Source organism: Kribbella sp. NPDC050281, assembly GCF_040655855.1.
Lineage (GTDB): Bacteria > Actinomycetota > Actinomycetes > Propionibacteriales > Kribbellaceae > Kribbella.
Map to the genome: position 1 here is coordinate 40,608 of NZ_JBFAKS010000019.1, position 24,798 is coordinate 65,405.

Below are 24,798 nucleotides of genomic sequence, written 5' to 3' on the forward strand. Positions count from 1 at the left end.
CCATGACAACAAGCGCATGGCTCCCGGAGGGGTGGAGCCACCCGGTGCGGGTGCCACTGACCACAGGACATCACCTGCGACCGATCCGGGCGACCGACGTCGACCTGGACATGCAGGCGGTGATGGGTTCGCAGGAGCGGCTCTGGTCGCTGTACGGCGAGTCCTGGGGATGGCCGCCCGCGACGATGACCGCCGAGCAGGACCGTGAGGACCTGGCCCGGCACGAGGCGGAGATCGAGCGGCACGAGTCGTTCAACTACGCGCTCTTCGACAACGGCGAGACCGAGTTGCTCGGCTGCGTCTACATCGATCCGCCGATCCAGGACGGGACGGGCGCGGAGATCTCGTGGTGGGTCGTCGACTGGCTCGTCGGCGGGCCGATCGAGGCAGCCCTCGATGAGCTCGTACCGCGCTGGATCGCCACGGACTGGCCCATCGCCGATCCGCACTACACGCATCACCAGGGGGAATCAGCATGACCACCACATCAGTCACCACCGGAGTCACGCAACAGCTCCGTCCTTCGCAGGGGAAGGGATGGACGTACGCCGGTATCGGCGCCGGCCTGGCCGGTATCGCCACCATCGCCGGGTCGAGCCTCGCGAACGCCGTCTACGACGACAAGCTCGCCGGGAACGCGGTCGGTATCACCGAGAAGCTCGCCGACCAGACGGTGCCGCTGCTGGTGATGCACACCGGCGCGATGATCTCCGCCGTACTCCTGCTCGTGTTCGCGGCCGGGCTCCGTCGCCGGCTCAGGGAAGCGACGCCGACCGGGAGTCTGCTCCCGCAGGTGGCCGCCTACGGCCTCCTGCTCGTGTCGGTCGCCCTGTTGATGGGTTCGGCGTTGACGACGGAGTTCGTCTTCGGCGTTCAGGACCCCGACCGGCTGGTGCCTGAGGCGGCGGTGTTCTTCGGGCACTGGGTCGGCACTGTGCCCTGGCTGTGGGTCGGCGCGGGAGTTGCCGCGCTCGCGGTCGGCATCGCCGGCCGCAGGTTCGCTGCGGTCGCCCCGTGGCTGGCCTGGGCCAGCCTGGCACTCGGTGCCATCACCGTCTTCCTCGGGATCAGCCCGGCGCAGTACATGGCCGGCGTGACCGGCCCGCTCTGGCTGACCATCGCGGCGGTCGCACTGCTGAAGAGGAACTGACGATCACTGTTCGCCGGCGTCAGCGGATCAGCTCCGGTTTCGGGAGCGTTCCGCAGGCGCCGGCGGCGTCGTGCTGCGAGGTGACGGTCACGGTCTGGCCGAGATCGTTGTAGCCGGTCGCGGCCTGCCACGTGCCGACGTTGGCCAGTTGGATCGCGTACGCCGAGTTGTAGGTCTGGGTGGAGCCCGGCAGCCGATCCTGGGACTGCAGTCGAGGCGCCGGGTCGGCGAGGTTGAGCAGCAGGCGGTACTTGCCGGGCACGGCCGGTGCACAGACCTGCTTGTCGAGCGTCGTGGTTGCGCCGGCCGGCCAGCGACGCGGGTCGGCGGGCAGGTTCACGCGGTAGCTGTGCTTGTCACCCTGGAAGATCAACTGGACCTGACGCGGGTTGTACGGCGCTGCCCACCCGTCGTTGCGGATCTTCAGACCGACGTCGACCGTGCCGAGCGGCCCGGTGGTGTTCGTGACCGTGCTCTGCTCGAGGGCGAACCGGTAGCCGAGCCGTTGCTTGGCTACCGTGATGTTGTCGCCCCAACTCGCCAGCACGTCGGGGTGGTAATCGGTGTTCAGGAAGGAGAAGTGCAGCCTGGCCATCTCCTCCGACGCCGAGGGCCAGTCGGACCGCGGCGAGTTCACCGCGCAGGTCTCACCGCCCTCGGGCACGTACTTGGTGTCCTGGGCAACGAATTCCTTGTCGAGCTCGATCGGGTCGCTGAGGTAGGTCCCGAAGTCGTCCGGACTGGCGAGGAAGCAGTCGTTGTGATGCCCGACCCGCGCTACCGGCGACCCGTTGTACGCCTGTTCCGCGGTGAGACCGCCTGCTGCCCCAGTCGGTACGCCGAGCATTCGCTGCTTCATGTACGGCGTCCGCACCTGGATCATCCGGTCCTTCGGGAGGGCCTTGAGCAGGGCCATGATCACCGCGCGACGGTCCGCCCAGTTCTGGTCCGAGACCTGGCTCGGGTCCTGCGGGTCGGCGAAGTAGTCGGTGTAGTACCCCTCACCCCACAGCCCGACGAAGCCGGCCTGGACGACCGCGATCACATCGGCGTTCTCCCGGAGGATCGGCGTCAGTTGGGCGATGTGTTTCTGGACCCGCGCCAGCGGTGCGTCGCCGTACGGGATGGTCGGCGGCCAGCCGGGCGGCTGGGCGTACGCGAAGCGGACGATCGCTTTGATGCCGGCCGCGCGGATCGTCCGGAAGTCGGCTCGGACCAGGTCGAGGTACGCCTTGTCGAGCGTGTCTTGGCCGGCGAACTTCTCCAGGTAGAACACCCGGAGGATCTGGGTGACGTTCTCCTGCGTCCGGAAGTTGCGCAGCGTTGCCACGTTGAGTGGCACGTAGCCCGAGCCGTCGGCGCGGTAGTGCGTCTCGGTGTGGTGGTAGAAGCCGCGCTCCTGATTGGAGATGACGGCATCGGTCGACGCATAGTCGCGGGTCGTGACCGGCCCGGTTCCGTGGGCCGCGGCGGCGGCCTGTGGCGCGAAGACCAGACTGACGAGGGCGATGATCGTGACGAACCGTCTCATGGGCGGGGCCTCCCTGACGCATCCTGCGACCTGGGAATAATCATGGAGTCCAGGAAAACTATGTCAAGAGCTCGGCGCGGTCAGATCGCCGGGACGGGCAGTTTCCCGTCGTAGCGGGTGGCCTCGACCTGCTCGAGCGCGAGCCGGACGGCACCGAGCGCGACTCCCTCGGCTCCGAATTCCGACACCCTGATCTCGGGGGTTCGCAGACACCACCGGTCGAGCTCGCGACGCAGAGGTTCGACCAGTACGTCGGCCGACCGGGAGAAGCCGCCGCCGATCACGACGAGCTCCGGATCGAGGGTGAGAACCAGCGCCGACGCGCCGACCGCGATATCGCGAACGTACCCGCGGACAGCCCGGATCGCCGTCCGGTCCCCGTCCCGGGCGGCGAGGAACACGTCTTCCACATCGTCGCCACCACCCAGCCAGTCGTACAGGTGCTGCGGAGCCCGCAGCCAACCGGCCGCCGGCAACGCGCCGATCTCCCCCGCGGCGTTGCCGAACCCTCGGTGCAGCTTGCCGTCGATGATCAGACCGGCACCGGTGCGGAGGCCGGCGAGCAGGAACACGACGTTCCCGGCGTACCGGGCGACACCACGCCAGGACTCCGCGAGTGCGGCCAGTTTGCAGTCGTTCTCGACGCGGACGGGTCCGGGGACGAGTCGGCGAAAGTGCGCGGCCAGGTCGACACCGGTCCACTCCGGCACGGAGTCGGACAGCATCACCTTGCCGGTGCCGTCGACGAGTCCGGTCGAGGCGACTCCGGTCGACCAGATCCGATCGGGGGTCACGCCGGCTCCGGCGAGGGTGGTGATGACACAGTCGTCGAGCATTGCCAGGCGTTCTCGGCGTCCGATCCGCGGGCTCACCGCGACGCGGGTCTGGTTCAGCACCACGCCCTCGAGATCGGTGACCATGGCAAGGATCTTGTGGCCGCCGATGTCGACGCCGAGGATCCGGCCCGCGTCGGCGCGGAAGCGGTAGCGACGGGCGGGCCGGCCGACGGTGCCCACGGTCGGGGCCAACTCGGCCACCCAGCCACGCGCCAGCAACTCGCGGGCGACGTCCTGGGTCGAGGCCCTGGACAGGCCGGTCCGCTTCGCCAGCTCGGTCAGCGTCAACGGCTTCTCGTCGCGCAGGACTCGCAGCACGCTCAGTGCGTTGAGCTGCCGCAGCCGGGACAGATCGCCACCGCTCGGCTCATCGGTCATCGCGACCCCCGGAGTTCGGATGGACTCCCTGATAACTATAAGCAGTTCCGCGGCGGGTAGCGTCGTACCACCCGGACTGGAGGTATGAGCCTGTGACGAGTGCCGAGGGTCGCCTGGTGTGTATCGGCGATCTGGTTGAGGACGTTGTGGTCTGGTCGGAGGGGACGCTGCGGACCGGGACGGACAACTCGGCGCGGATCCGGCGCGGGCGGGGCGGTGGGGCGTCGAACGTCGCTGTGTTCGCGAGCAGCCTCGGTACGCCGGTCCGGTTCATCGGCCGGGTTGGGGACGACGCCGTCGGCGAGGCACTCGTACGGGACCTGGCCACGGTCGGCGTTGACGCCAAGGTGCAGCGACAGGGCCGAACGGGCACGATCGTCATCCTCGTGGATGCGGCCGGAGAGCGAACGATGTTCCCCGATCGAGGTGCCGCGGCCGAACTGGCCGACGTTCCGGACTCCTGGATCTCCGGTGCCGCGGCGGTCCATCTCTCGGCGTACTCGCTGACTGGACCGTCCCTGCCTGTCCTCCGCCGAGCCGCGGAGATCGCTCGGGCCGAGAGCGCGATCCTCACGATCGATGCGTCGTCGGTCGCTCTCATCGACTCGATCGGACGGGACACCTTCCGCTCGCTGATCGGAGCGCTCCAGCCGACGTACATCTTTGCCAACGGCATCGAAGCCGGCCTCGGCTCCCTGCGGGAGCTCGCCGGTTCCGGTACGACGGTTGTGGTCAAGAACGGCGTGGAGCCCACCGAGGTGTATGCCGGCGGCAACAAGTCGGCCACTGTCCGGGTGCCGGCGATCGACGAAGTACGCGACACGACTGGAGCCGGGGATGCGTTCGCGGCGGGCTTCCTGTCGGCGGTGCTCAATCACCGCGAGGTTGTCGACGCGGTGGAAGCCGGCCATCGGCTCGCCCGGCGGGTCCTCACCGAACCCGGCGCCACCTTGACCACAGAGGGAGTTGTTCGTGACTGACAATGGCAGGGTGCAGACCTTCCAGCCCATCGTGGCCGACGACGTAGCGCAGGCTCTCGACGAGGGACGCGCTGTCGTCGCGCTCGAATCGACCATCTTCTCGAACCTCGGGCTGCCCGCCCCTGCGAACGCCGAGGCCCTCGAACTCTGCAAGCGAGCGGTCCTCGACGAAGGCGCCACACCGGCTGTGACCGCGATCCTCGACGGCCGGCCACACGTCGGGCTCTCGCCGGACGAGGAGAAGCGTGTGCTGCAGGGCACGCGGAAGGTCGCCGAGCGCGATCTGGCCGTGGCGCAAGCACAAGGGTGGGATGTCGGGGTCACCACCGTCTCGGCGACGGTCACGCTGGCGCACGCGGCGGGCATCTCGGTGTTCGCCACCGGCGGCATCGGTGGTGTGCACCGCGGATCCGAACTCAGCGGAGATGTCTCGGCCGACCTCGACGCCATCGCCAACCACCCGGTCATCACCGTGTGCGCCGGGGCCAAGGCGTTCCTCGACCTGCCTCGAACACTCGAGTACCTCGAGACCGTCGGCGTCCCGGTCCTGGGCTGGCAGCACGACTGGTTCCCGGCGTTCTACACCCGGTCGAGTGGACTGCCGGTTCCACATCGGGCCGACGACGAGCGGGTGGTCTGCGACGTACTCCGCTTCCGCTCGCGGCCCACTACCGGCGTTCTGCTGACCGTCCCGATTCCCGTCGAGGACGAGATCCCGGAGTCACGGATCACCGACGTACTCGCCGCTGCTCTGGCGGCAAGTGCGAGCGCAGGAGTCACCGGGCCCGCCGTCACGCCGTACGTCCTCGAGCGCATCGAGAAGGAGACGGACGGCGAGAGCATTCCGGCGAACCTCGCCCTGGCCCGAAACAACGCGGGCGTCGCCGCCCGGGTAGCCGTCACCCTCGCTTCGCTCGGACAGTAGTTCGGACAGTGGTGCGGACCGTGTGGGCGAGGCCCTCCGCGTCCAGGCCGTAGGAGTGCAGGAGGTCCTTGCGGGAACTCGCGGGGACGAAGTCGGCCGGCAGGGTCAGGCTGTGCAGTTGGGTGGTGGCGCCGGCTTGGCGTAGTTCTCTGGCCAACGCGTCGCCGAAGCTGCCCGACGGTGCGTTGTCCTCGATGGTGAACACGGTCCGGAAGCGTCCGGCTGCTTGCACCAGCGCTGGGTCGAGCGGTTGCAACCAGCGCGGGTCGGCAACAACCACCGGTACGCCGTGTCGCCGCAACTCGTCCGCCGCGTCGACAGCGGCCTCCGCGAGCGGTCCGACCGGCAGCAGCAGGATTTGGGCATCCAGCTCGGCGCGCAGTACGGACGCACTCCCCCAGCGTCCGACCGAGGCCAAGGTCCGTCCGCTGTCGCCTCGCGGGAAGCGCAGTACGGTCGGTCCGTCGTCACACTCGACGCACTCGCGCAGCAGGACGCGCAACTGGTCCGGATCACGCGGAGCCGCGACCCGGGCGCCCGGCACCAACCCGAAGAGACCGACGTCCCACATGCCGTGATGCGACGGCCCGTCCGGACCGGTGATGCCTGCGCGGTCGAGGACGAAGGTGACTGGAGCGTGGTGCAGTGCCGTGTCCATCAGCACCTGGTCGAACGCACGATTGAGGAACGTCGAGTAGATCGCCACGACCGGGTGCAGGCCCGCGCCCGCCAGTCCGGCCGCCGACACGACCGCATGCTGCTCCGCGATGCCGACGTCGAAGATCCGGTCGGGGAACTCCACAGCGAACGGGTGCAAGCCTGTCGGCCGCAGCATCGCCGCAGTGATCGCGACGACATCCGGCCGCTGCCGGCCGATCTCGAGCATGACGTCGCCGAACACACTCGTCCAGGACGGCCCTGACGCCGCGGATGATGCGGCCGGCGAGACGGTGTGCATCCGATCCGCCTCGTCCTCCTCGGCGGCTCGATAACCCTTGCCCTTGGTCGTCACGCAGTGCACCACGACCGGACGACGCAGTACGGCGGCCGCCCGTAGCGCGCCTTCCATCGCTGCGAGATCATGTCCATCCACAGGCCCGACGTACGCGAAGCCGAGATCCTCGAAAAGGTTGCCGCGGGCCACATTGTCGCGCAGCTGGTGCAAGTGCCGTGGCAGGTACCCGGCTGTGGGTTCGTAGGAACGGCCGTTGTCGTTCAGCACCACGACGACCGGCCGGCTCGGTGCGGCGGCGAGGTTGTTCAAGGCCTCCCAGCACATGCCGCCGGTGAGGGCGCCGTCGCCGACGATCGCGACGACGCGCCGATCATGGTTCCCGGCCAACTCGAACGCCTTCGCGATGCCGTCTGCGTGTCCAAGCGCTGTGGACGCATGGGAGTTCTCCACCAGGTCGTGCGTACTCTCAAGCCGGTTGGGATAACCCGAGAGTCCACCGGACTGCCGGAGTGTGCCGAACGAATCCCACCGGCCCGTGAGCATCTTGTGCACGTAGGCCTGGTGCCCGGTGTCCCAGACGATCGCGTCGGCGGGTGACTGGAAGACCCGGTGCACCGCGATCGTCAGTTCGACGACGCCGAGATTCGGTCCGAGGTGTCCGCCGGTGCGACACACCTGCCGGATCAGCTCCGCACGGATCTCCTCGGCCAGCGTGGGCAGGGCGTCGGCCGGCAAGCCGCGCAGGTCCTCGGGACCACGCAGACCGGGCAGGAACCGCGCCGCCGCGTCGGCACCGAGCACTGTGCTCATCGAAGCCACCCCGCGCAGCCGGACATCGTCATGCCCCGACTGCTGCGCGCAGGGACTGTCGCAGCGACCCCATCGTGGCAACGACCGCGGTCGGCTCGTAGCCGCAGTGTGCCATGCAGTTGGCGCAGCGCGGATCCTTGCCACGCCCGTACGAGTCCCAGTCCGTGTCGTCGAGCAGTTCCCGGTACGTCGCGACGTACCCGTCGTCCATCAGGTAGCACGGCCGCTGCCAGCCCTTCAGCGAGTAGAGCGGGATCGCCCATGCCGTACAGTCGAAATCGACCTTGCCTTCGAGGAAATCGAGGAACAGCGGCGAGTGGTTGAGGCGCCACTTCTTCCGCCGCCCGTCGGCGAACGCCTTGCGGAACAGTTGCCGGGTCTCCTCAGGACCGAGCCAGTGCTCCTGGTCGGGCGCCTTCTCGTAGGCGAACCCCGGCGAGATCTGCATGTTGTCGATGCCGAGATCGTCGTTCAGATAGTCCAGTACGTCGATGACGTCCTGCGGACTGTCGGTGTCGAAGAACGTGGTGTTCGTCATCACCCGGAAGCCGGCCTCCTGCGCCTGCTTGATCGCCGCGACCGCCTCGTCGAAGACGCCGTCCTTGCAGACCGACTGGTCGTGCCGCTCGCGGAGGCCGTCGATGTGCACCATCCAGGCGAAGTTCTTGTGCGGCGTGAACTTGTGCAGATGCTTGGGCATCAGTACGGCGTTCGTGCAGAGGAAGACGATCTTGTTGCGCGCCAGCAGTTGCCGGACGATCTCGTCGATCTCCTTGTGCATCAGCGGCTCGCCGCCGGCGATCGAGACCATCGGCGCGCCACACTCCTCGACCGCGGCCACCGCCTGCTCGACCGGCATCCGCTTCTTCAGCCAGTCGTGCGTCTGCTGGATCTTGCCGCAACCGGCGCACTTCAGGTTGCAGGCGTACAGCGGCTCGAGCTCCAGCAAGATCGGGAACTTCTCCCGCCGGAGCAGCTTCTGCTTCATCAAGTACCCGCCCAGACGGACGGACTGCCGCAGCGGCATGCTCACTGCTGGGTCACCTCTTTCGGTAGTGAGAACCGGACGTCTTCGGTGACCGCCCCGCTCTCGGTCACGGTCACGGACCCGAGTCCGGACAGACTGCGAACCAGGTCGTCGACAAGGGCCGGCGGCGCCGAGGCGCCCGCCGAGATACCGATCCGCGCCGCGCCGGCCAGCCAGTCCAGCCGCACCTCCGCGGCGTCGTCGACGAGTACGGCGCGGGTGCCTTCAGCTTCGGCGACCTCGGCGAGCCGCTGGGAGTTCGAGGAGTTCTGCGATCCGATCACGATCACCAGATCCGAGCGGCGGGCGATCTCGCGGACTGCCGCCTGACGGTTGCTGGTGGCGTAGCAGATGTCGTCCGTGCGCGGACCGGCGAGAGCAGGGAATCTGCGCCGCAGCACGGCCGCGGTCTCGGCCGCCTCCTCGACCGCGAGCGTCGTCTGCATCGCGTACGCGACTCGGCCGGGATCAGGAACCTGTACCGTCTCCGCCTCGGCCGGGCCGGGGACGACGATCACGTTGCCCGGAGCCTCACCCGTCGTACCGACGACTTCCTCGTGGTCGGGATGTCCGATCAACAGGACGGTGCTGTCGCGTGCGGCGTACCTGCGGACCTCGTGGTGCACCTTCGACACGAGCGGGCAGGTGGCGTCGACCACCCGCAACCGCCGTTCGGTGGCCTGCGTACGCACGGCCGGTGCGACTCCGTGGGCGGCGAGCACTACCACGCTGCCCTCGGGGATCTCGTCGACCTCCTCCACGAAGACGGCGCCCCGTTGCTCCAGATCGCGGACCACATGGAGATTGTGGACAATCTGACGACGTACGTAGACGGGTGAGCCGAACCGTTCCAGCACGCGCTCGACGATCTCGATCGCTCGCTCGACACCGGCGCAGAACGACCGCGGGGCGGCGAGCACCAACTCCCGGTCGCCGGTTGCGGCGGCCCATGCGTCCAGGACTGGTGCCGCCCGGCGCAGCGAGGCGAGCGCCTTGATCCCACGCAGCGGCATTCCGGCGTGCGCCAGCGGTTGCTCGACGTTGTCGACAATCGCACGGACGACAACGCACCGGCCCTCGTCTCCCGCGATCAGAGCAGATTCGGTGTCGACGGCGATCGCACCGGATGCGGCCAGCGCTCCGCGCTCGTCGGCGGAGTCGACGACGTGGTCGGTGGTGACCAGCGGCCCGGTGTGCACCCTCAACCCGGCGCGGCGAAGTTCGCCCGCGACCAGGTCGGCCGCGTGGCTCGGCACGGTCCGGTCGTGGCGGCGGATCTCGGTCGCCACGACGAGGTCGCCGGGAGCAATCCGGTCGGTCAGTGCACCACCGACCCCGGCGACGAGCACAGGATCGTCGCGGATCGTGCCAGTTGCCCGCCCGGTGCGGATCAGCGGCGCGCTGAGCTTGTCGCGCAGCGCCAGCCACTCGACGTACAGGGGCGTGCAGACCGTTCCCAAGGTCATCGTGAGACCGCCCCCTCCTGATGCGGACGGTCTCTGCCGAGGTAGCGACCGAGCGCCCAGATCGGGAACACCAGCCGGTACAGGTGGTAGCCGATGTAGAAGTCGCCTGGGAAACCAGTCCCGGTGTAGCGGTGTTCGTCCCAGCCGCCGTCGGGTCGCTGAGTGTCGGCGAGGTAGCCGACGCCCCGGCGTACTGTCTCGTCCTGTTCATCGGCCGCCAGCAGGGCGAGCAGGGCCCACGCCGTCTGCGACGGCGTCGAGTCGCCACGGCCTATCCAGCGGGGATCGACGTACGAGCGCAGATCCTCACCCCAGCCGCCGTCGGGATTCTGATGGTCCGCCAACCAGCGGACAGCACGGCGGATGACCGGATCATCGATGGACGTACCGGCCGCGATCAGTGCCGGTACGACGGCTCCGGTGCCGTAGACGTGGTTCGTGCCCCAGCGGCCGAACCAGGACCCGTCCGCTTCCTGGGAATCGAGCAGCCAGCGCACTCCGCGGCGGCACTCGTCGGTGCCCGTCCTGCCCTCGGCCGCGAGCATCTCGACGACGTGAGCGGTGACGTCGGCCGACGGCGGGTCGATCACCGCACCGAAGTCGCAGAAGGGCAGCCGCAACGGCGTGGTGTCAGTATTATCGGCATCGAAGGCGCCCCAGCCACCGTCGGTGGACTGCATGCCGGTCGTCCACTCCACCGCGTCGTCGAGGGCCGCCCGCAGCACCTGTGGCTCCGGATGGACAACCCGGCGTAGAGCGAGCACGATCTCGGCGGTGTCGTCGGTGTCGGGGTAGCCGTCGTTGGCGAACTCGAAAGCCCACCCTCCCGTCGTCAGCGCCGGCCGCCGTACTTGCCAGTCGCCGGGTGCATCGATCTGCTCGCCGAGCAGCCAGTCGGCGGCCTTGAGCACGGCCTGGTCGTCCGGTGCGACGCCCGCATCGAGCAGAGCACCCACCACCAGCCCGGTGTCCCAGACCGGCGACTGACAGGCCTCCAGCCAGCGCACCGGACCGTCAGCGGTGTCTTCATGAACCGTGAAGCCCTCAAGCCCGCGCAGGCCGGCGGCCATCACCGGATGATCCGTGGCGTAGCCCATCAGGTGCAGGGCGATCAGCGAGTACACCCACGGCGGCTGGATGCCGCCCCATCCGCCATCGGCCTCCTGCCGAGCGACGATCCACTCGACCGAACGCCGCATCGCCAGCCGGCGGATCCCACCGAGCGGGCCGCGAGGCCCCCAGCGCGTGTAGGCGTTCAGTACGACGTCCAGCCGTTGGAAACCACCGTCGAGGGTCCACGGCGGAGCCTTGCGCGCGGTCGGCGTACCGGCGCGAAGTTGGTCGACGCTGAAGTCGACCGGCCGGACCGGACGGAGCGCGCTGACGATCGTCAGCGGCACGATCGTCTGCCGTGCCCAGCAGGCCCAGTTGTAGACGTTCAAGGGTGCCCAGCTGGGCAGGAAGATCAGCTCCGGCGGCAGGTCGGGGCAGTCGTCCCACTCCCACAGGCCGAACAGTGCGAGCCACAGATGCGTGAAGACGCGCGCCTTCTCGACTCCACCCGCACCGCGGATGAACTCCGCGGCCTCGGCCATGTACGGCTCGGCAGGGTCGTCGCCGGCCATCCGCAGCGCCACCCACGCCTCGACTGTCGTCGACAGGTCGCCAGGCCCACCAGGGAACGTCGCCCACGTCCCATCGTCGCGTTGCTGGGACCGGATCCACCGCGCCGTCTCCGCGTCGGTCCTCGGGGTAGCCACGCCGAGGAATCGCCGCAGCATCAGATCCTCGGCATCCATGGTCACGTTGGTGGCGAGATCTCCCTTCCACCAGCCGTCCTCGTGCTGCAGAGACCGCAGGTACTCCACTGCCGCGTCCAGACAGTTCTCGGCGCGGACGTCGGACTTCTCGTCCTGAGCGAGCCGTTCGGCCGTCACAGCTGTCGCTCCGCCACGAACTGCGCCAGTTGATCGAGCTGATCCCGGTTGGCCGGAGCGACACCCGCCGCATCGAGTGCCTTGCCGGCCTTGCGAACCCGCTCGTCCGCCTCGGCCGAGGCCCATTCGCGACCACCGGCGCGTTCGATCAGTACGGCGGCGTGCCGCAGGCTGTCCTCCGTCGGTGTCGCGGGGTCCGCGAACCAGTCCGCGAGCTCACGACCGGCCGCACCGCCGTACTCGAGCGACCACACCACCGGCAGCGTCTTCTTGTGCGCGCGCAGATCCGAGAAGACCGGCTTGCCGGTGCGCTCGGGGGCTCCCCAGACGCCGAGGAGGTCATCGACGAGCTGGAACGCCAGCCCCAGCTCCCACCCGTAGGTCCGGAACGCGTCGGAGGTCACCTCGTCGGCACCGGCCAGGATTGCGCCCAGTTGCGCTGACGCACCCAGCAGTGCACCCGTCTTGCCGCCGGCCATGTCGAGGCACTCAGCCAGCCCGACATCGTCGCGCCGCTCGAAGGCGACGTCGAGAACCTGGCCGCGGATCAATTCCCGGGTTGCCACGGCGAGCGCACGTCCGGCGCGGCGCGCGGGTGGGGCCTCGCACTCGGCCAGTACCTCGTCGGCCAGGCAGGCGAGCGCGTCACCGACCAGGACCGCCGTAGCGTCACCCCAGATCGCCCAGACCGTACGCCGGTGGCGTCGCTGCGTGTCCCGGTCCATCAGATCGTCGTGGATCAGCGAGAAGTTGTGCACCAGCTCGACCGCAACGCCGCCTGGCACCCCCGGCCCGGGCGACCCGCAGACCGCCTCGGCCACGAGCAGCACAAGGCCAGGCCGGATCGCCTTGCCGGAGCTACCGCTGGTCGGCCTCCCCTCCTCGTCGCACCAGCCGAGGTGGTACGACGCCACGAGCCGAGTGTGGTCGTCGAGACGAGCCACGGCTTCACGCAGTTGGGGTTCGACCAGGTCCCGGCTGCGGGCGAGAAGCTCCAGGACGTTGCTCTCCGCCGGCATGGTCGAGGGCTCGACCGCCGTCACGACAACACGTCCTCGGACGGCAGCGAGGGGCGAAGGGGCGCCCGCAGTACCGAGGCAGCGGCCGACTCTCCGCTGCGTACCGCGCCCTCCATGGTGGCCGGCCAACCGGTGGCAGTCCACGCACCGGCAAGGTGCAGGCCCGGACGAGCTGTGGTCGCGTTGGGCCGGAATCGACCGGAACCCGGTGCCGGCCGGAAGGTGGCATGTCGCTCTCGGGTCACGAAGAACTCCTTCACACGTGCGTCTGCAGCCGCGGGCAGCAGCTGCCGGAGGGCGGGCACCAGCACCTCGCGCAGCTCGGCAACTGGCATGTCGATGAAGTCATCCGCGGCCGACAGCGAGATCGCGAGGTACTGCTCGCTGTCGGCGTGGCGTGCGAGGCTCTGCGGCGTACGGTCGAAGACCCACTGCAGCGGGCTGTCCACACCGGCGACGAACGGGTCGTCGAGAGCGACCCGGTCGAGAACCACGTGTGCGTTGACGATCGGTGAGCTGCCCAGCGCGTCTGCCCACCCGGCCGGCAGGTCGACCGCGTCCTCGGGAAGCAGCCGCTCCGCCTCCGACGGTGGCACCGCGAGTACGACGTCGTCGTACCTCTCGGCGTCGATCTGCCAGCCGCCTTCCACATCGTCGAGCGACTTCACCCGCGCATGCAGGCGGACCTCGACACCTGCGGCGGCGAGCGCCCGAGCGGCGGCATCGCCATGCAATTGCTGCAGCGGAACGAGCGGCCAGCCGATGTCGGCGGCATCGCTGTGCTCGAGCAGACCGACCTGGAAGACAGTGGCCGCGACCGCGAGCGAGGCATCGTCGGCGCGTGCGTTCAGGGTGGCGACACCGATCAGCTCCCAGAGCGCCTCCACTGCGCGCGCGTCCTGCCCATGTGCGGCCAGCCACGCACCGAACGACTGGGCGTCAGTGGCTGAGTCCTCCCGGTCCACCCGGCCCAGCGCCAGCGCGGCTCGCACCGCCTGGACCCGTTCCGACATGCTGAGCCAGCGGTACGTCGCCAAGGTCGGCCCGAGATGCAGCGGCGCCGGCATCTTGGTACGCCGGATCCGCCCAACACCAGCGTGCCGGCCGCTGCGCACCGGTACGTCGAGACGCGGCTGCAGGTGTATGTGGTCGCGAACACCGAGCCGATCGAGCAGCCGGAGGTACGACGTACAGCAGCGGAGGAAGACATGCTGGCCGTTGTCGATCCACCGGCCGTCGCGCTCGAACGAGTGGGTCAGCCCACCAAGCTTCGGTCGGGCCTCCAGCAGCTGCACCTCACGGCCGGCGTCGGCGAGCGCGAGAGCGGTGGTGATGCCGGCGAGGCCACCCCCGACGACAGCCACCCGACTCATGACCGTGCTCCCGCCAGTGACGCGAGTGCGACCTGCGCCTTCTCCCCCGCCGACAGCGACAGCCGGCGGTCGTACACGAGCACCGGGTTGGCCGCGATCCGTCGCAGCAGGTGGTGGTAGATCCCCGACATGGCTCGGCAGGACGCACCGCTTCGCCAGTCCAGGTATGGCAGCAGCCGCCAGCCCAGCGAGTACCAGTCCTGCGCCCGTCCGGCGGCGAAGCGGATGTACGCGGCCAGGCGGCCCTGCGGATCGTCGAGATTGCCCCGCTCGTCGAAGGTCAGCCGGACTCCGAAGCGCTCGAGCTCGTCGGCGGGCAGGTAGATCCGGTCGTTGCCGAGGTCCTCGCGGATGTCGCGCAGGATGTTGGTCTGCTGCAGCGCGATGCCGAGCTGGTCGGCGTACAGCGACAGGGTGTCGAGGTCGGCATCGGCTTCGGTCGGGCCGAAGATCGACAGGCAGAGCCGGCCGACCGACCCGGCGACGCGACGGCAGTAGACGACGAGCTCGTCGAAGTCGGCGATGCGGACCTGCGACAGGTCGGTCTCGACTCCGTCGACGAGCTCCTCGAAGGCCCCGATGGGGACCGGGAACCGGCGTACGGCGTCGGCAACGGCCACGTAGACGGGCTCGTGCAGGTCGTCGAGGCGCCCGAGGTTCTTCCGGATCCGATGCAGCGCCGTTCGCTTCTCCTCCAGCGGCAGGTCACCGTCGCCGATGTCGTCGATCCGCCGCGCCAGTGCATACAGCGCACACAGCGCGTTGCGCTTCTGCGGGGGGAGCAGCCGGATGCCGTAGTAGAAGTTGCGGGCTTCGGTCCGGGTGATCTCCGCACAGGCGACGTACGCATCCAGGACCGTGGGGCTCCCCGTCATCGTCATCGAGCAACCGCCCCGGCGAGCAGTCGTAAGGCTCGGGCGGCGGTATCCAGCCTGGACGGACGAGCAGACCGAGCCAGGACGTCGCCACCGGTACGCCGCAGCGCGCGGACCGTGGACTGACCCCCGGCGACGAATCCCGCCACACTCACCCGAGCCCATCCGTCGAGCCTGGTCACGATCGCGGCCCCCTCCTCGAGCAGCGCGGCGGCGCGCTCGATCTCGAAGTTCATCAGCGCTCTCAGTTGCGGTGTCGCCGCGCGGTTGTCCAGGTCGGCCTCGGCGACGGCGTACGTCCGGAGATCCTGCTGCGGCAAGTAGATCCGGCCGGCCCGCCAGTCCTCGGCCACGTCCTGCCAGTGCTCCAGCAGTTGCAGCGCAGTGCAGACCCGGTCGGACAGCCGCTCGGTCTCAGTGTCGTGTACGTCGAAGACACCGAGCACCATGCGCCCGACGGGATCGGCCGACAGCCGGCAGTAGCCCTGCAGTTCCGCAAAGGTCTGGTAGCGCGAGACTGTCTGGTCCTGCAGGTTGGCCCGCACCAGCTGGTGGAAGGGTTCGGCGGTCAGGGCGTGGTCGAGCACGATCGGGCGTAACCGGCGCAGTACCGGGTGATCGGGCTCAGTGCCGGCCCAGATGTGGTCGAGGTCGGCCGCAAAGGCGCGCAGCGCAGCCGTCCGGTCTCCCGCCCAGCTGTCACCCAGCTCGTCGACAGTCCGGGCGTACCCGTAGACGGCGTGCAGCGCCTCCCGATGCCGCGCAGGAAGCAACCTCAGCGCCACCGGGAAATTCTCGCCCTGCTCCCTCCTGCTCAGTGCCTCATCATGGGCTTGTTCATCCACCCGGTCCGATGGGACCCTCTGCACTCCTTCAGGATGCACGCTCCCATGATGGGAAGCGGTTTCGTGCCAACTCTGCCCCACTGGACCACATTCGTCCGGCAAGAATTTGTCACGGGGATACAGTTACCCGTGGGATGACGTATCCGTAGGACACCTGTCTCGCCGGCGTTCGGCAGGCAACGCGTGGGAGTCTTCACATGACCGTCGCCACATTCGACCGTGCCCGCCTCGAGGAGGCCTTGCTCGAGGGGCTGCCTGGCCTGCTCTCCGAGGTTCGCGACCGGCTCGCGGAGCACTGGCCGGACTACGCCGCGTTCCTCGATGCCGAGCGCGACGCGGTCGTAGAACCCGCCGCCCTGTTCGTGCATCGGCTGCTCGACATGTCGATCGCCGACCTGTCCAGCCCGGAGCGGGCCAGCCTCGATCGAGCCGACGAAACGGTACGCCTGGTCTTCGAAGAGATCGGTCGCCGGCAGCAACAGGTCGGCAACGACCTCACCCGGCTCCTCACCGCCTTCCAGCTCGGTGCCCGGATCGCCTGGCGGCACGTCGCCGCGACCGCCCTGCGACTGGAGTTCGCACCGGACAACCTGGCCGCGCTGGCCGACTCGGTCTTTGTCTTCGTCAACCAACTCTCGTTCTCGGCGGCCAACGGCTACGTGCAGGAGCAGCTGGACGACGCGCTCGCCCGTGAGCGCCGACGGGAGGAACTCGCCAACCTGCTGCTGTCCGGCCGGTCCAGCACCGAGGCGATCCGGACTGCCGCGTTGCAGGCGGCGTGGCGGATTCCGGAGACGGCCGCGGTCGTGATCTACATCGACGGCGACCACGAGCTGGCCCGCACGATGGTCAGCCGGCTCGAGCCGGGAGCACTCCCGATCCGTCGCAACGGCGTGGTCTTCGGCGCGATCATCCCGGAACCGTCCGGCCCCGGCCGCCGCCTCCAGCTGAGCCGGGAGCTCACCGGCCTCGGCGCCGTCGTCGGCAACCCGGTCCCGCTGGCGGAGCTGCCCCGCAGTCTCGAGATCGCCCGGATCGCGGCCCGCCTGCGCAAGACGGGAGTGCTCACCGACGATCCGGTGTTCGCCGACGAGCACCTCGATGCCTTGATCGTCTGGCGTGACGAGTCACTGGTGGCCGCGCTGCGCGAGGAGATGCTGGCTCCGCTGCAGGGCGAGACCGAGGCCGCCCGAGCGCGGCTCACCGAGACGCTCGCCAGTTGGCTGCGGCAGTTCGGGGACCGCCACGCGATCGCCGAGGAGCTGCGGATTCACCCGCAGACCGTGCGGTATCGCATGGCGCGACTCCGGGCTCTGTTCGGCGACCGCCTTGACGACCCGGAATCACGCGCTCGGCTCTTCCTCGCCCTCGAGTGGCCGGCTCCCTGAGACCGACACGGGACTGCTCTCCCTCAGCCGCGCCAACGTGGCGTCGAGGTGCCTGGCCACCGCCACGGCGTCGAGCAGTTGCGGATCGGTCGCCAGCCCGATGCCCAGTACTCCGTTCCAGCTCAGCGCGCCGACAGCGAGCGGCGTCTCCGGCACCAACGGCAGGATCGGGTACGTCGGTCCCGTGCCGACCCCTGCGAAGGTCAGCGCGACCGTCGGCCCTGGCATGTTGGACACGACCGCGTGCAGGAAGCGCGGCCCGTACACGGTCCGTGCGAACCATCGGGCGAACGGCTCAGGGACGAGCCGCAAGCCAGTGGCCATGACGAAGCGGGACGCCATCGCCCGAGTGGGCCGACGGAGCCGCCGGGTGCGTGTGGCCACCTCCACAAGCAGATCGTCGAGCGGCCGGCCATCGACCGGTACGTCGACGATCACCGCAGCCGTCGCGTTCCCCTCCGCCGCGCTGTCGGGCGTGCGCACCATCGTCGTCACGGAGAACCGCATCCGGCCCTCCACCGCTCGCGCGAGTTCGGGTGCCACGGCGTACACCGCGTCGGCGAGCAGAGCGATCACTACGTCGGTCACGCGCACTCCGTGAGCGGCCGCAGTACGACGTACCACTTCGAGCTCGACGTCGGCGACGCCGAACCCGCGCCGCGCTGAACTCGGTGGCAGTGACGCGGCGGTGCCGTCGGTGGCCAGTTGCGCGAGACCCACGGCCACTGCGGCGGCGCGCCGGAGCCGGCTGGAAGCGCGTCCGGACGGTACGGGGAGCGTGGCTCGGGGCTCGAACAGACTGAGGGCCTGCAGCACCGTTCCGATGCCGTCGGCGATCGAATGGTGGACGAGCACGACCAGTGCGTCAGCGCCGCCCGGCCCGACGTCGCGAACGATCGCCACCCGCCACATCGGCCGGTCCCGGGGCATCGGGTTCTCGGCGAGCTCCCCGAGGATCCGCATCAGTCCGGCCTTCCCATCCAGGGAGTGGAGCTCGGTGACGTGCCAGTCCAGATCGACGTACTCGGCCTCGATCCAGCGTGGCCGTCGCCACCGTGACGTCGGAGCGAGGCGCTGGTGCATGCGCGGCAACCGCGCGAATCCGTCGCGGACCAGCGCCCGTACGTCGTCGATCGACGGCCGGTCCTCAGTCGGCTCCAGCATCACCAGGCCGCCGACGTGCTGCGCGGCCTCCGTGCTCTCGATGTGGAGGAAGAACGCGTCGCTGGACGGTACGACGGCGCCCGGTGTCTCGTGCAGCCACGTGGCGATCCTCACGATGAACACGGTAATCCCGACGTGGACGGCGCTGCTGCGGACGGCGCCAGCCGACCCGAGCGAGCATCGCCAGGGTGCCAGCTCCTCCTCACCGACGCGCGTCCCCGGATCGAGAGATCACCTGCTCGCCGAATCGGGCTGCCAGGCGCCGGTAGAGGCCCGGGGTCAGTGCCCGTACGGCGGGAGCCACGCGGAGCCAACCGGGGACCCACACCTCGGCGCGGTCCCGCGCGATGGCGCCGACGAGCGCCTTTGCGACGTCGGCGGCGGGGACTGGGCGCGGCCGGCCGCGGTCGTAGGGTCTGCCGCGGGCGGCGAAGAAGCCGGTGTCCACGACGCCTGGAATCGTCAGGCTCACGGCTACTCCGGTGCCTAGCAGCTCCGGCCGCAGGCTCTCGGCGAACACGTCGAGCGCAGCTTTGGTAGCGGCGTACACGGCCTCACCGGCGACACCCGTGCGCCCGGCGATCGAGCCCACGAGCGCGATGTGGCCGGCTCCGCGATCGAGCATCGGCGGTAGGAGGCGGCGTACGAGCTGAAGAGGCGCCAGGAGATCAAGCAGGACCAGGCGGTCGATCTCGACGGCGGTCATCTCTGCGAACGGGCCCGACCAGCCTAGGCCGGCGTTCGCCACGACGATGTCGATGTGGCCGTGGATGTCGAGGGCGGCGTCGGCGAGCTTGGTCGCCGCGCCGGGCTCAGCGAGATCACCGAGGAGCGGCACTCCCCCGGTCCGCTTGGCGACTGCCTCGGTCCGCTGCTCATCCCGGCCGTGCACGATCACCCGGGCGCCCGCTCCGGCCAGCTGCTCCGCAACCGCCGCACCGATCCCCGCGGACGCACCAGTAACCAGCGCGACCCTCCCATCAAGTCGCATCCACACCTCCTCCCCTCCATTCCAGCACGCACCGCCGGCGAGCCCTCAGGACAGCGTCGCGACTGCCCGCTGGCGGGTTGGTTGCCCGATGACCGGCTAGATGCCGCCAGCGATCACATAACCCGCCAGCGGGTCAGCAGACCCGGGCGCTGCTGGTCACTTGAGCTTGAAGGTTAGTTCTCGCCAGAGGTCGTCTTTGGTGGTGATGCCGACGCGTTTGTTTGCTCGGGTGTCGGCTCGGATCACGGTGTGTTTGTGGTCGGCCAACGCGGCCATCAGTTCCTTCTTCGGGATGGTGTCCTCCCAGCGTTTCACCAACCCCCACGGCAACATCGCAGCGGCGCCGTCGTGCCAGACCTCCTCCACGAACGCCTTCGGGGTGGCGTTGTGGGAGCCGTGGTGACCGATCTTGTAGAAGGCCGCGTCCGCGAGCAGAGCCTTCTTCCGCGGGTCGTTCAGCACGTGTTGCCAGGCGCCGTACTGCGCGTCTCCCGGGAACAGGAAGTGTGTACCGGCGACGTCGAGTACCAGGAACAGGCTGGTGTTGTTGACGGCCCGTTCCAGGATCGACGCCGCACCGAGCAGGCCGATGTCGTTGCTGAGCTTGTCCAGTTGCAACGACTTCGCGGCTTCCTGCAGATCAGGCCGCACCCGACTGTGATCCCGCAGCGCGTAGACCTGGTCGAACAGCGGGTACGGCGAGGCCGCGACCGAACCGTCGATCGGCTCATCGAGGTTGAGCTGGAGCCAGCCGACACTGGCCGGCGGGTCCATCACCTTCAGGTCCTTCGGGTCGCGTGACGGCCCGAGCGCGTGGATCGTCACCCCGTCGACACCGATCTCGATCTTGTTCTTGACCTCGTCCAGGCTCGGCAGATAGCGCACGGTGTGGTCGTTCTTGAACCGCTGGCCGTTCCGTCCGACCAGCCGGTCGGTCGCGTCGGCGTTCCCGAACGAGTTGAGCGCGAAGCTGCGCGCCGCCGCGACCGCCGCCGGCCACTGACCCGGATCTACACCGAGAGTTCGTCGTTCGATCATGCCCAGCAGTTGACGTGCGGTCGCAGCCTGCTTGCTGCGCAAGGCGACGGCGTCCGGGTCGTCCGCGTCCTCCACGAACGGCAGCCACACCTCGCCCACGGTGACCTGTTCCCAATCAGACAAAGCGAATCCGGAGATGTGGTCGGCATGGTGATGGGTCGCCACCACGACATCCAGATGCGGCTCGCCGTTCGCACTGTCGGCCGTGAGGTCGGCGATGATCGCCTGGACCGACTCCCGGATCGGCCTGGCCTGTCCCTGGTTGTGTACGCCGCAGTCGACGAGCATCCGCCAGACCGCGCGGCCCCGTCGTACGGTCACCACGAAGGCGTCGCCGAAGCCGACGTTGTACATCCGCACCGTCACGGTCGATTGCAACCTGGCCATCAGATCCCCCGATCCGAGTTCATGATCTCCGCGTGAATCGCGGCGAAGGTCAGGCGTTCGACGGACGGCTGGTCGGTCCATTCGCTCAACGCATCCACGATGTCCAGCTGCTCGCCCCACCCTGTCATCGCCGCGAGCCGCCGTACGCCGGCGTCGTGGTGGTCACGCCCAGGGTGATCCGGCGGCAGCTTGGCGATCGCGACAGCGTCCTTGAACGGCAGCGGTTTGGCGATCATGTGCTCGATCCGGCCGTCAACGCCGGCGATCAGAACCGTGCCGGCCCGCATCTTCGGTCTGGTGTCGTACGGCAGTTCCTGATCCTCCAGCTCGGGGCGCCGCTGGGTGAGCTGGATCGCCACCTCCGGCCGGGGCTGACCGTCCGCTGCCTGCCGGTACGCCACATGTATGCCGGTCAGCGCGATCCGCAGTTCGGGGTCCGGGTCGAGGCCGATCTCCACGGCATGGAGGCGGGCCCAGCGGCTGAGCGTCTGGAACAGGACCTCGCCAGGGTCGCCCAGCTCGCTCTCGTCGGGATCGCTCCCGAGCGGAGCCTTCACCTGCAACGCGCCGGGCTTTCCACCCGGGTCCAGGTCCATCGCCGCGAGCAGGATCGGGTTTCGCAGGTCGACCGGAGCCTCGGGGTCGTTCAGATCCAGCGCCTCGCGGTTGTTCAGATCCACCTCGGCACCCTTCGGCCACGCCAGCGCCGGCGGCCATTCGAGCGCCACGTCGCTCAGTGAAGCGACCTGCTCGGGATAGATCCCCCGCCGGCGCATGGCCTCGACCAGATTGCCACGCAGGTTGATGGCGTCGTCCGGATACAGCGCACGATCCGCCGTCACAATCGCCCGTACGACGTCGCCGAAGCAGACATCGACCACCGGTAGGTAGTCCATCGCGCGGACGACCATGCCGAGCAACCGGTCGGCGTTCTTCACGGCTTCGTCGGCGACCCGCTCGACCAGATCAGGATGCAACTCGCCGGCCGGCAGGATGCCCGTTCCACCGGTCGCGATCCGGATCAGATCTCCGATCGACCTCTTGTAGCTGTCGAGGTAGGCATCGAAGACCGCCGCGACGAAGCACGCACCGCGCTCATGCGGTTCCGTGGCCGAGAGGAACCGCTGCGGCGTCGGTTCGGTACCGATCGCCGAGCGGAGCGCCGCTCCACGTCCTGTCGACTCGCCGAACTCGCGGGCCAACTGGAGCAGCCCACTGTTCTTGCGAAGATCGCTCGACGTCGTTGCGACCGCCTCGCAGACGACATCGCGATGGACGAAATGCTGGAACAACGCGACCAGATCCGCGAAGGCCTCGTGCCAGGCGAACACGTCGGGATTCGTCGGCTCGGCGTAGTACTGGCGCAGCCTGTGCAGGATCGCGTGCGTCACCTCGTGGGCGACGATGTCGGTCGACAGGCAGGTGAAGATGACTTGTCCGGGCAGGTTCGGCCCGGGGTCACGCCGATCGGCCTGGTAGTAACCGAACAGCACGGCGCGCCGTTTCGGGTCGAAGAAGGCGTTGCGTCCCTCGAATGCGTGCGGCACGAGCCGAAGCTTCTGGCTCGACCGCCACCGGAACCGGCGTCCGACGAAGCGCTCGACCCGCTCGATCACGCTGGTCGCCACCGCGTACACGATCTGCTGGTGAGCCCTCGGGTCCCCTTCGGCCGGCCGCAGTCCGTCCTGCGCGAGGACAGCCGGATCGTTGAGGTCCAGCGGTTCGTACCAGACATCCCGGGTCGCGTCGTAGTCGACGACCTGGACCAGGCTGCCGTCCGGACCCGGCAACAGATCGGCCTCGAACGGTACGTCGAGTCCCAGGAATCGACCGGACAGCCGGGTCGACATCGGATCGAACGCGAAGGTTCTCAACTGCCGCCGGTCGGGTGGCCTGATCGTCGGATTGTTCGGCGCCACCGGCGCCGGGTCGCCGGTGGTCGTCATAACTTCGTGAGTGGATTGTCGGGATAAGGCAACGTCCCATCACCGGGAGGCTTTCCGAGGTGGGCGCGCAGACCGGTGTCGCAGATGACGTATCCCCAGTTGATCAACTGTTCCTGGACGTCGTCGTCCATCGCGTTCAGCCGCGTCGGGATCCCCGCAAGCCTCGCCGCTACAGCGGGATCCGACGGCAGCGGGTCGGCCAGCGGGAAGTCGTCCACATGGCTGCGGATGCCGACGTACATGCCGGGGCGGTTGTTGCGGAAGGCATCGATGACCTGACGTTTGCGCAGCGACCTGACCTGGTTGTCGATGACCTTGAGAACGCGGATCGTGTGCCGGGCCCAGTCCACCGGCGGGTCTGCGACCGCACCCAGGTGACCGCCCGCGTCGCTGACCAGGACCGTCTCGTACCGCTTCCAGACCGTCTCCAGCCCGAGGTTGTCGTACACACCACCGTCGCTCAGGCGGATCTCGTTGCGGAACTCCGGCGACGTCAGGTCATTGCCCGGTTGCGTGATCCATTCCTCCCGGTCGAGGTCGACCGTGCAGGGCGAGAGGATCGGCGGGAACGCCGACGAGGCCGCCACCGCGACAGCCAGCGGCAACTCCGGGTTGTTGATGCGACCGACTCGATAGTCGGCCAGATACTGCTTGCTGAATCGCATCAGTACGCCGGACTCCACGTTCGTCGCGTTGATCACGAACGTCGGCTTGTCCGGAAGACCCTGCAGCGTCGTCTGGCCGAACAAGTGCTTACGGAGCGCACGGACGACCCGGTCGGCCACAGAAGTGAACGGAAGCCCGATCCCGGTGAGCACGGCCGGAAGATCCACATGCGTGCTCGCCATCGCACGAATCGGATCGACGACCTGATACACGAACTGCTTGGCCACGCCGGCCTGATCGAACTGCAGTTCGTTCCACTTCATCCCGAGTACGCCGGCCGTGATCGAACCGCCGGACACACTCGAGACACGCTTCAACTCAGGCAGCATCCCGGCCTCGTTGAGACGCCACAGAACACCGACGTGGAACACCATCGCCCGATAGCCACCGCCCGACAGGCACAAGGCGATCCCCGGCTGAGGCTTCCGGGCGGCATCACCAGGAATCCGCCGTACCGGTTCACCAGAAACGTGCACCTCATCCGGTGCCGACGCAGGACCCGCGGCCATCTCGCTCATCGGCCCGCCCTGGTCATTTTCCTGCAACTGTCCGGCCTGCCCACGGGCAGGCCGGAAACACGGCTGTGCGACATGTTTCCCCCTGAAGATCTCCCCTTACCTAGAGCGTCCTCCCGCTCACATCCAATTGCAAGAAGTCACCACAGGGATCGAACAGTGTCAGGACTTGGCGTAGGTCTCGGCTGCGTGGGACTCGAACTCCAGGCCGATCGCGGGCTCGTCACCGACGACCCAGGCGTCGTGCCCAGGCTCGATCAGGTACGCGCTGCCGGCCGCGAGTCGCGCCTTGCTGCCGTCGTCGTGCACGACCTCGATCTCGCCCGAGAGAAGGGTGCCGACATGCCGGACCTGGCAGGACTCGCCACCGACGACGGGACGAATGCACTCCGACCAGCGCCAGCCCGGCTGGAAGGTGATCTTCGCGACGCTGGCGCCGGGAAACTTCACCACGTTGACGACGGTCTTGTCCGGCGTCCTTTGCTCATCGGGTTCGTCGAACGACTTACTGTAAACGGCCATGCTCCGGCCCCCTCGATCGGGAAAGAATCATTTTCGACAATGGCCCAGATCGTCCGCCCTGAACAGCCTCCGCC

Annotated in this window: 21 protein-coding genes; 5 read left to right on the forward strand and 16 right to left on the reverse strand. The window is 68.7% G+C overall.

What is annotated here, in order from left to right:
* The first annotated feature begins 2 nt into the window (after nt 1–2).
* Nucleotides 3–479, forward strand: a complete 477-nt coding sequence (locus AB0I34_RS21450; RefSeq protein WP_360447468.1) for a GNAT family N-acetyltransferase — start codon at nt 3–5, stop codon at nt 477–479.
* Nucleotides 476–1,150 carry a hypothetical protein gene (locus AB0I34_RS21455; protein WP_360447470.1) on the forward strand — a complete coding sequence of 225 codons (675 nt, stop codon included), beginning with the start codon at nt 476–478 and terminating at the stop codon, nt 1,148–1,150. Before AB0I34_RS21450 ends, AB0I34_RS21455 begins: the two co-directional genes overlap by 4 nt.
* A 19-nt stretch (nt 1,151–1,169) precedes the next feature.
* Here AB0I34_RS21455 and AB0I34_RS21460 read toward each other — a convergent pair whose 3' ends face one another.
* Both AB0I34_RS21460 and AB0I34_RS21465 read right to left on the reverse strand, forming a co-directional pair.
* Nucleotides 1,170–2,681, reverse strand: a complete 1,512-nt coding sequence (locus tag AB0I34_RS21460; RefSeq protein ID WP_360447472.1) for a DUF4832 domain-containing protein — start codon at nt 2,679–2,681, stop codon at nt 1,170–1,172.
* Nucleotides 2,682–2,761: 80 nt separating this feature from the next.
* Nucleotides 2,762–3,895 carry an ROK family transcriptional regulator gene (locus AB0I34_RS21465; RefSeq protein ID WP_360447474.1) on the reverse strand — a complete coding sequence of 378 codons (1,134 nt, stop codon included), beginning with the start codon at nt 3,893–3,895 and terminating at the stop codon, nt 2,762–2,764.
* 92 nt (nt 3,896–3,987) lie between these two features.
* Here AB0I34_RS21465 and AB0I34_RS21470 point away from each other — a divergent pair, with 92 nt between their 5' ends.
* Both AB0I34_RS21470 and AB0I34_RS21475 read left to right on the forward strand, forming a co-directional pair.
* Nucleotides 3,988–4,875: a PfkB family carbohydrate kinase gene (locus AB0I34_RS21470; RefSeq protein ID WP_360447476.1), complete on the forward strand. Its 888-nt coding sequence runs from the start codon at nt 3,988–3,990 to the stop codon at nt 4,873–4,875.
* Complete coding sequence (locus tag AB0I34_RS21475; protein ID WP_360447478.1) at nt 4,868–5,800, forward strand: pseudouridine-5'-phosphate glycosidase; 933 nt, start codon at nt 4,868–4,870, stop codon at nt 5,798–5,800. The genes AB0I34_RS21470 and AB0I34_RS21475 overlap by 8 nt, the downstream gene beginning before the upstream one ends.
* Here AB0I34_RS21475 and AB0I34_RS21480 read toward each other — a convergent pair.
* From AB0I34_RS21480 to hpnC, 8 genes are read right to left on the reverse strand one after another with little or no spacing between them, the layout of a single operon-like run.
* Entirely contained in the window at nt 5,775–7,565 is a 1,791-nt protein-coding gene (locus AB0I34_RS21480) for a 1-deoxy-D-xylulose-5-phosphate synthase (protein WP_360447480.1), read from the reverse strand. The two genes, AB0I34_RS21475 and AB0I34_RS21480, sit on opposite strands and share 26 nt — an antisense overlap.
* Nucleotides 7,566–7,593: 28 nt before the next feature.
* Nucleotides 7,594–8,592: an adenosyl-hopene transferase HpnH gene (gene hpnH / locus AB0I34_RS21485; RefSeq protein ID WP_360447646.1), complete on the reverse strand. Its 999-nt coding sequence runs from the start codon at nt 8,590–8,592 to the stop codon at nt 7,594–7,596.
* A gap of 2 nt (nt 8,593–8,594) precedes the next feature.
* Complete coding sequence (gene ispH, locus AB0I34_RS21490; protein ID WP_360447482.1) at nt 8,595–10,058, reverse strand: 4-hydroxy-3-methylbut-2-enyl diphosphate reductase; 1,464 nt, start codon at nt 10,056–10,058, stop codon at nt 8,595–8,597.
* Nucleotides 10,055–11,995, reverse strand: a complete 1,941-nt coding sequence (gene shc / locus AB0I34_RS21495) for a squalene--hopene cyclase (protein ID WP_360447484.1) — start codon at nt 11,993–11,995, stop codon at nt 10,055–10,057. Before shc ends, ispH begins: the two co-directional genes overlap by 4 nt.
* Nucleotides 11,992–13,038 (reverse strand): polyprenyl synthetase family protein, encoded by a 1,047-nt coding sequence (locus tag AB0I34_RS21500; RefSeq protein ID WP_360447486.1) that lies wholly within the window; start codon nt 13,036–13,038, stop codon nt 11,992–11,994. Before AB0I34_RS21500 ends, shc begins: the two co-directional genes overlap by 4 nt.
* Complete coding sequence (gene hpnE, locus AB0I34_RS21505; protein WP_360447488.1) at nt 13,035–14,387, reverse strand: hydroxysqualene dehydroxylase HpnE; 1,353 nt, start codon at nt 14,385–14,387, stop codon at nt 13,035–13,037. The genes AB0I34_RS21500 and hpnE overlap by 4 nt, the downstream gene beginning before the upstream one ends.
* The gene (gene hpnD, locus AB0I34_RS21510) at nt 14,384–15,268 is read right to left on the reverse strand and encodes a presqualene diphosphate synthase HpnD (protein ID WP_360447490.1); all 885 of its coding nucleotides are present in this window, start codon (nt 15,266–15,268) and stop codon (nt 14,384–14,386) included. The genes hpnE and hpnD overlap by 4 nt, the downstream gene beginning before the upstream one ends.
* A complete protein-coding gene (gene hpnC / locus AB0I34_RS21515; protein ID WP_360447492.1) occupies nt 15,265–16,131 on the reverse strand; it encodes a squalene synthase HpnC in 867 nt (288 codons plus the stop codon). Before hpnC ends, hpnD begins: the two co-directional genes overlap by 4 nt.
* A 173-nt stretch (nt 16,132–16,304) precedes the next feature.
* On the opposite strand from hpnC, the gene AB0I34_RS21520 reads away from it, so the two are divergent.
* On the forward strand, nt 16,305–17,495 hold the full coding sequence (locus AB0I34_RS21520; RefSeq protein ID WP_360447494.1) for a helix-turn-helix domain-containing protein: 1,191 nt from the start codon (nt 16,305–16,307) through the stop codon (nt 17,493–17,495).
* On the opposite strand, the gene AB0I34_RS21525 is transcribed toward AB0I34_RS21520, so the two are convergent.
* From AB0I34_RS21525 to AB0I34_RS21550, 6 genes are all read right to left on the reverse strand, one after another.
* Nucleotides 17,451–18,773 carry a wax ester/triacylglycerol synthase domain-containing protein gene (locus AB0I34_RS21525; protein WP_360447496.1) on the reverse strand — a complete coding sequence of 441 codons (1,323 nt, stop codon included), beginning with the start codon at nt 18,771–18,773 and terminating at the stop codon, nt 17,451–17,453. The two genes, AB0I34_RS21520 and AB0I34_RS21525, sit on opposite strands and share 45 nt — an antisense overlap.
* Before the next feature lie 88 nt (nt 18,774–18,861).
* Nucleotides 18,862–19,650, reverse strand: coding sequence for an SDR family NAD(P)-dependent oxidoreductase (locus AB0I34_RS21530; protein WP_360447498.1), 789 nt, complete (start codon nt 19,648–19,650; stop codon nt 18,862–18,864).
* Between the two features lie 156 nt (nt 19,651–19,806).
* On the reverse strand, nt 19,807–21,075 hold the full coding sequence (locus AB0I34_RS21535; RefSeq protein WP_360447500.1) for an MBL fold metallo-hydrolase: 1,269 nt from the start codon (nt 21,073–21,075) through the stop codon (nt 19,807–19,809).
* Nucleotides 21,075–23,021, reverse strand: a complete 1,947-nt coding sequence (locus AB0I34_RS21540) for a hypothetical protein (RefSeq protein WP_360447502.1) — start codon at nt 23,019–23,021, stop codon at nt 21,075–21,077. Before AB0I34_RS21540 ends, AB0I34_RS21535 begins: the two co-directional genes overlap by 1 nt.
* Nucleotides 23,018–24,205, reverse strand: a complete 1,188-nt coding sequence (locus AB0I34_RS21545; RefSeq protein WP_360447503.1) for a patatin-like phospholipase family protein — start codon at nt 24,203–24,205, stop codon at nt 23,018–23,020. The genes AB0I34_RS21540 and AB0I34_RS21545 overlap by 4 nt, the downstream gene beginning before the upstream one ends.
* 159 nt (nt 24,206–24,364) lie before the next feature.
* On the reverse strand, nt 24,365–24,724 hold the full coding sequence (locus AB0I34_RS21550; protein WP_131515149.1) for a cupin domain-containing protein: 360 nt from the start codon (nt 24,722–24,724) through the stop codon (nt 24,365–24,367).
* Between the last annotated feature and the right edge of the window lie 74 nt (nt 24,725–24,798).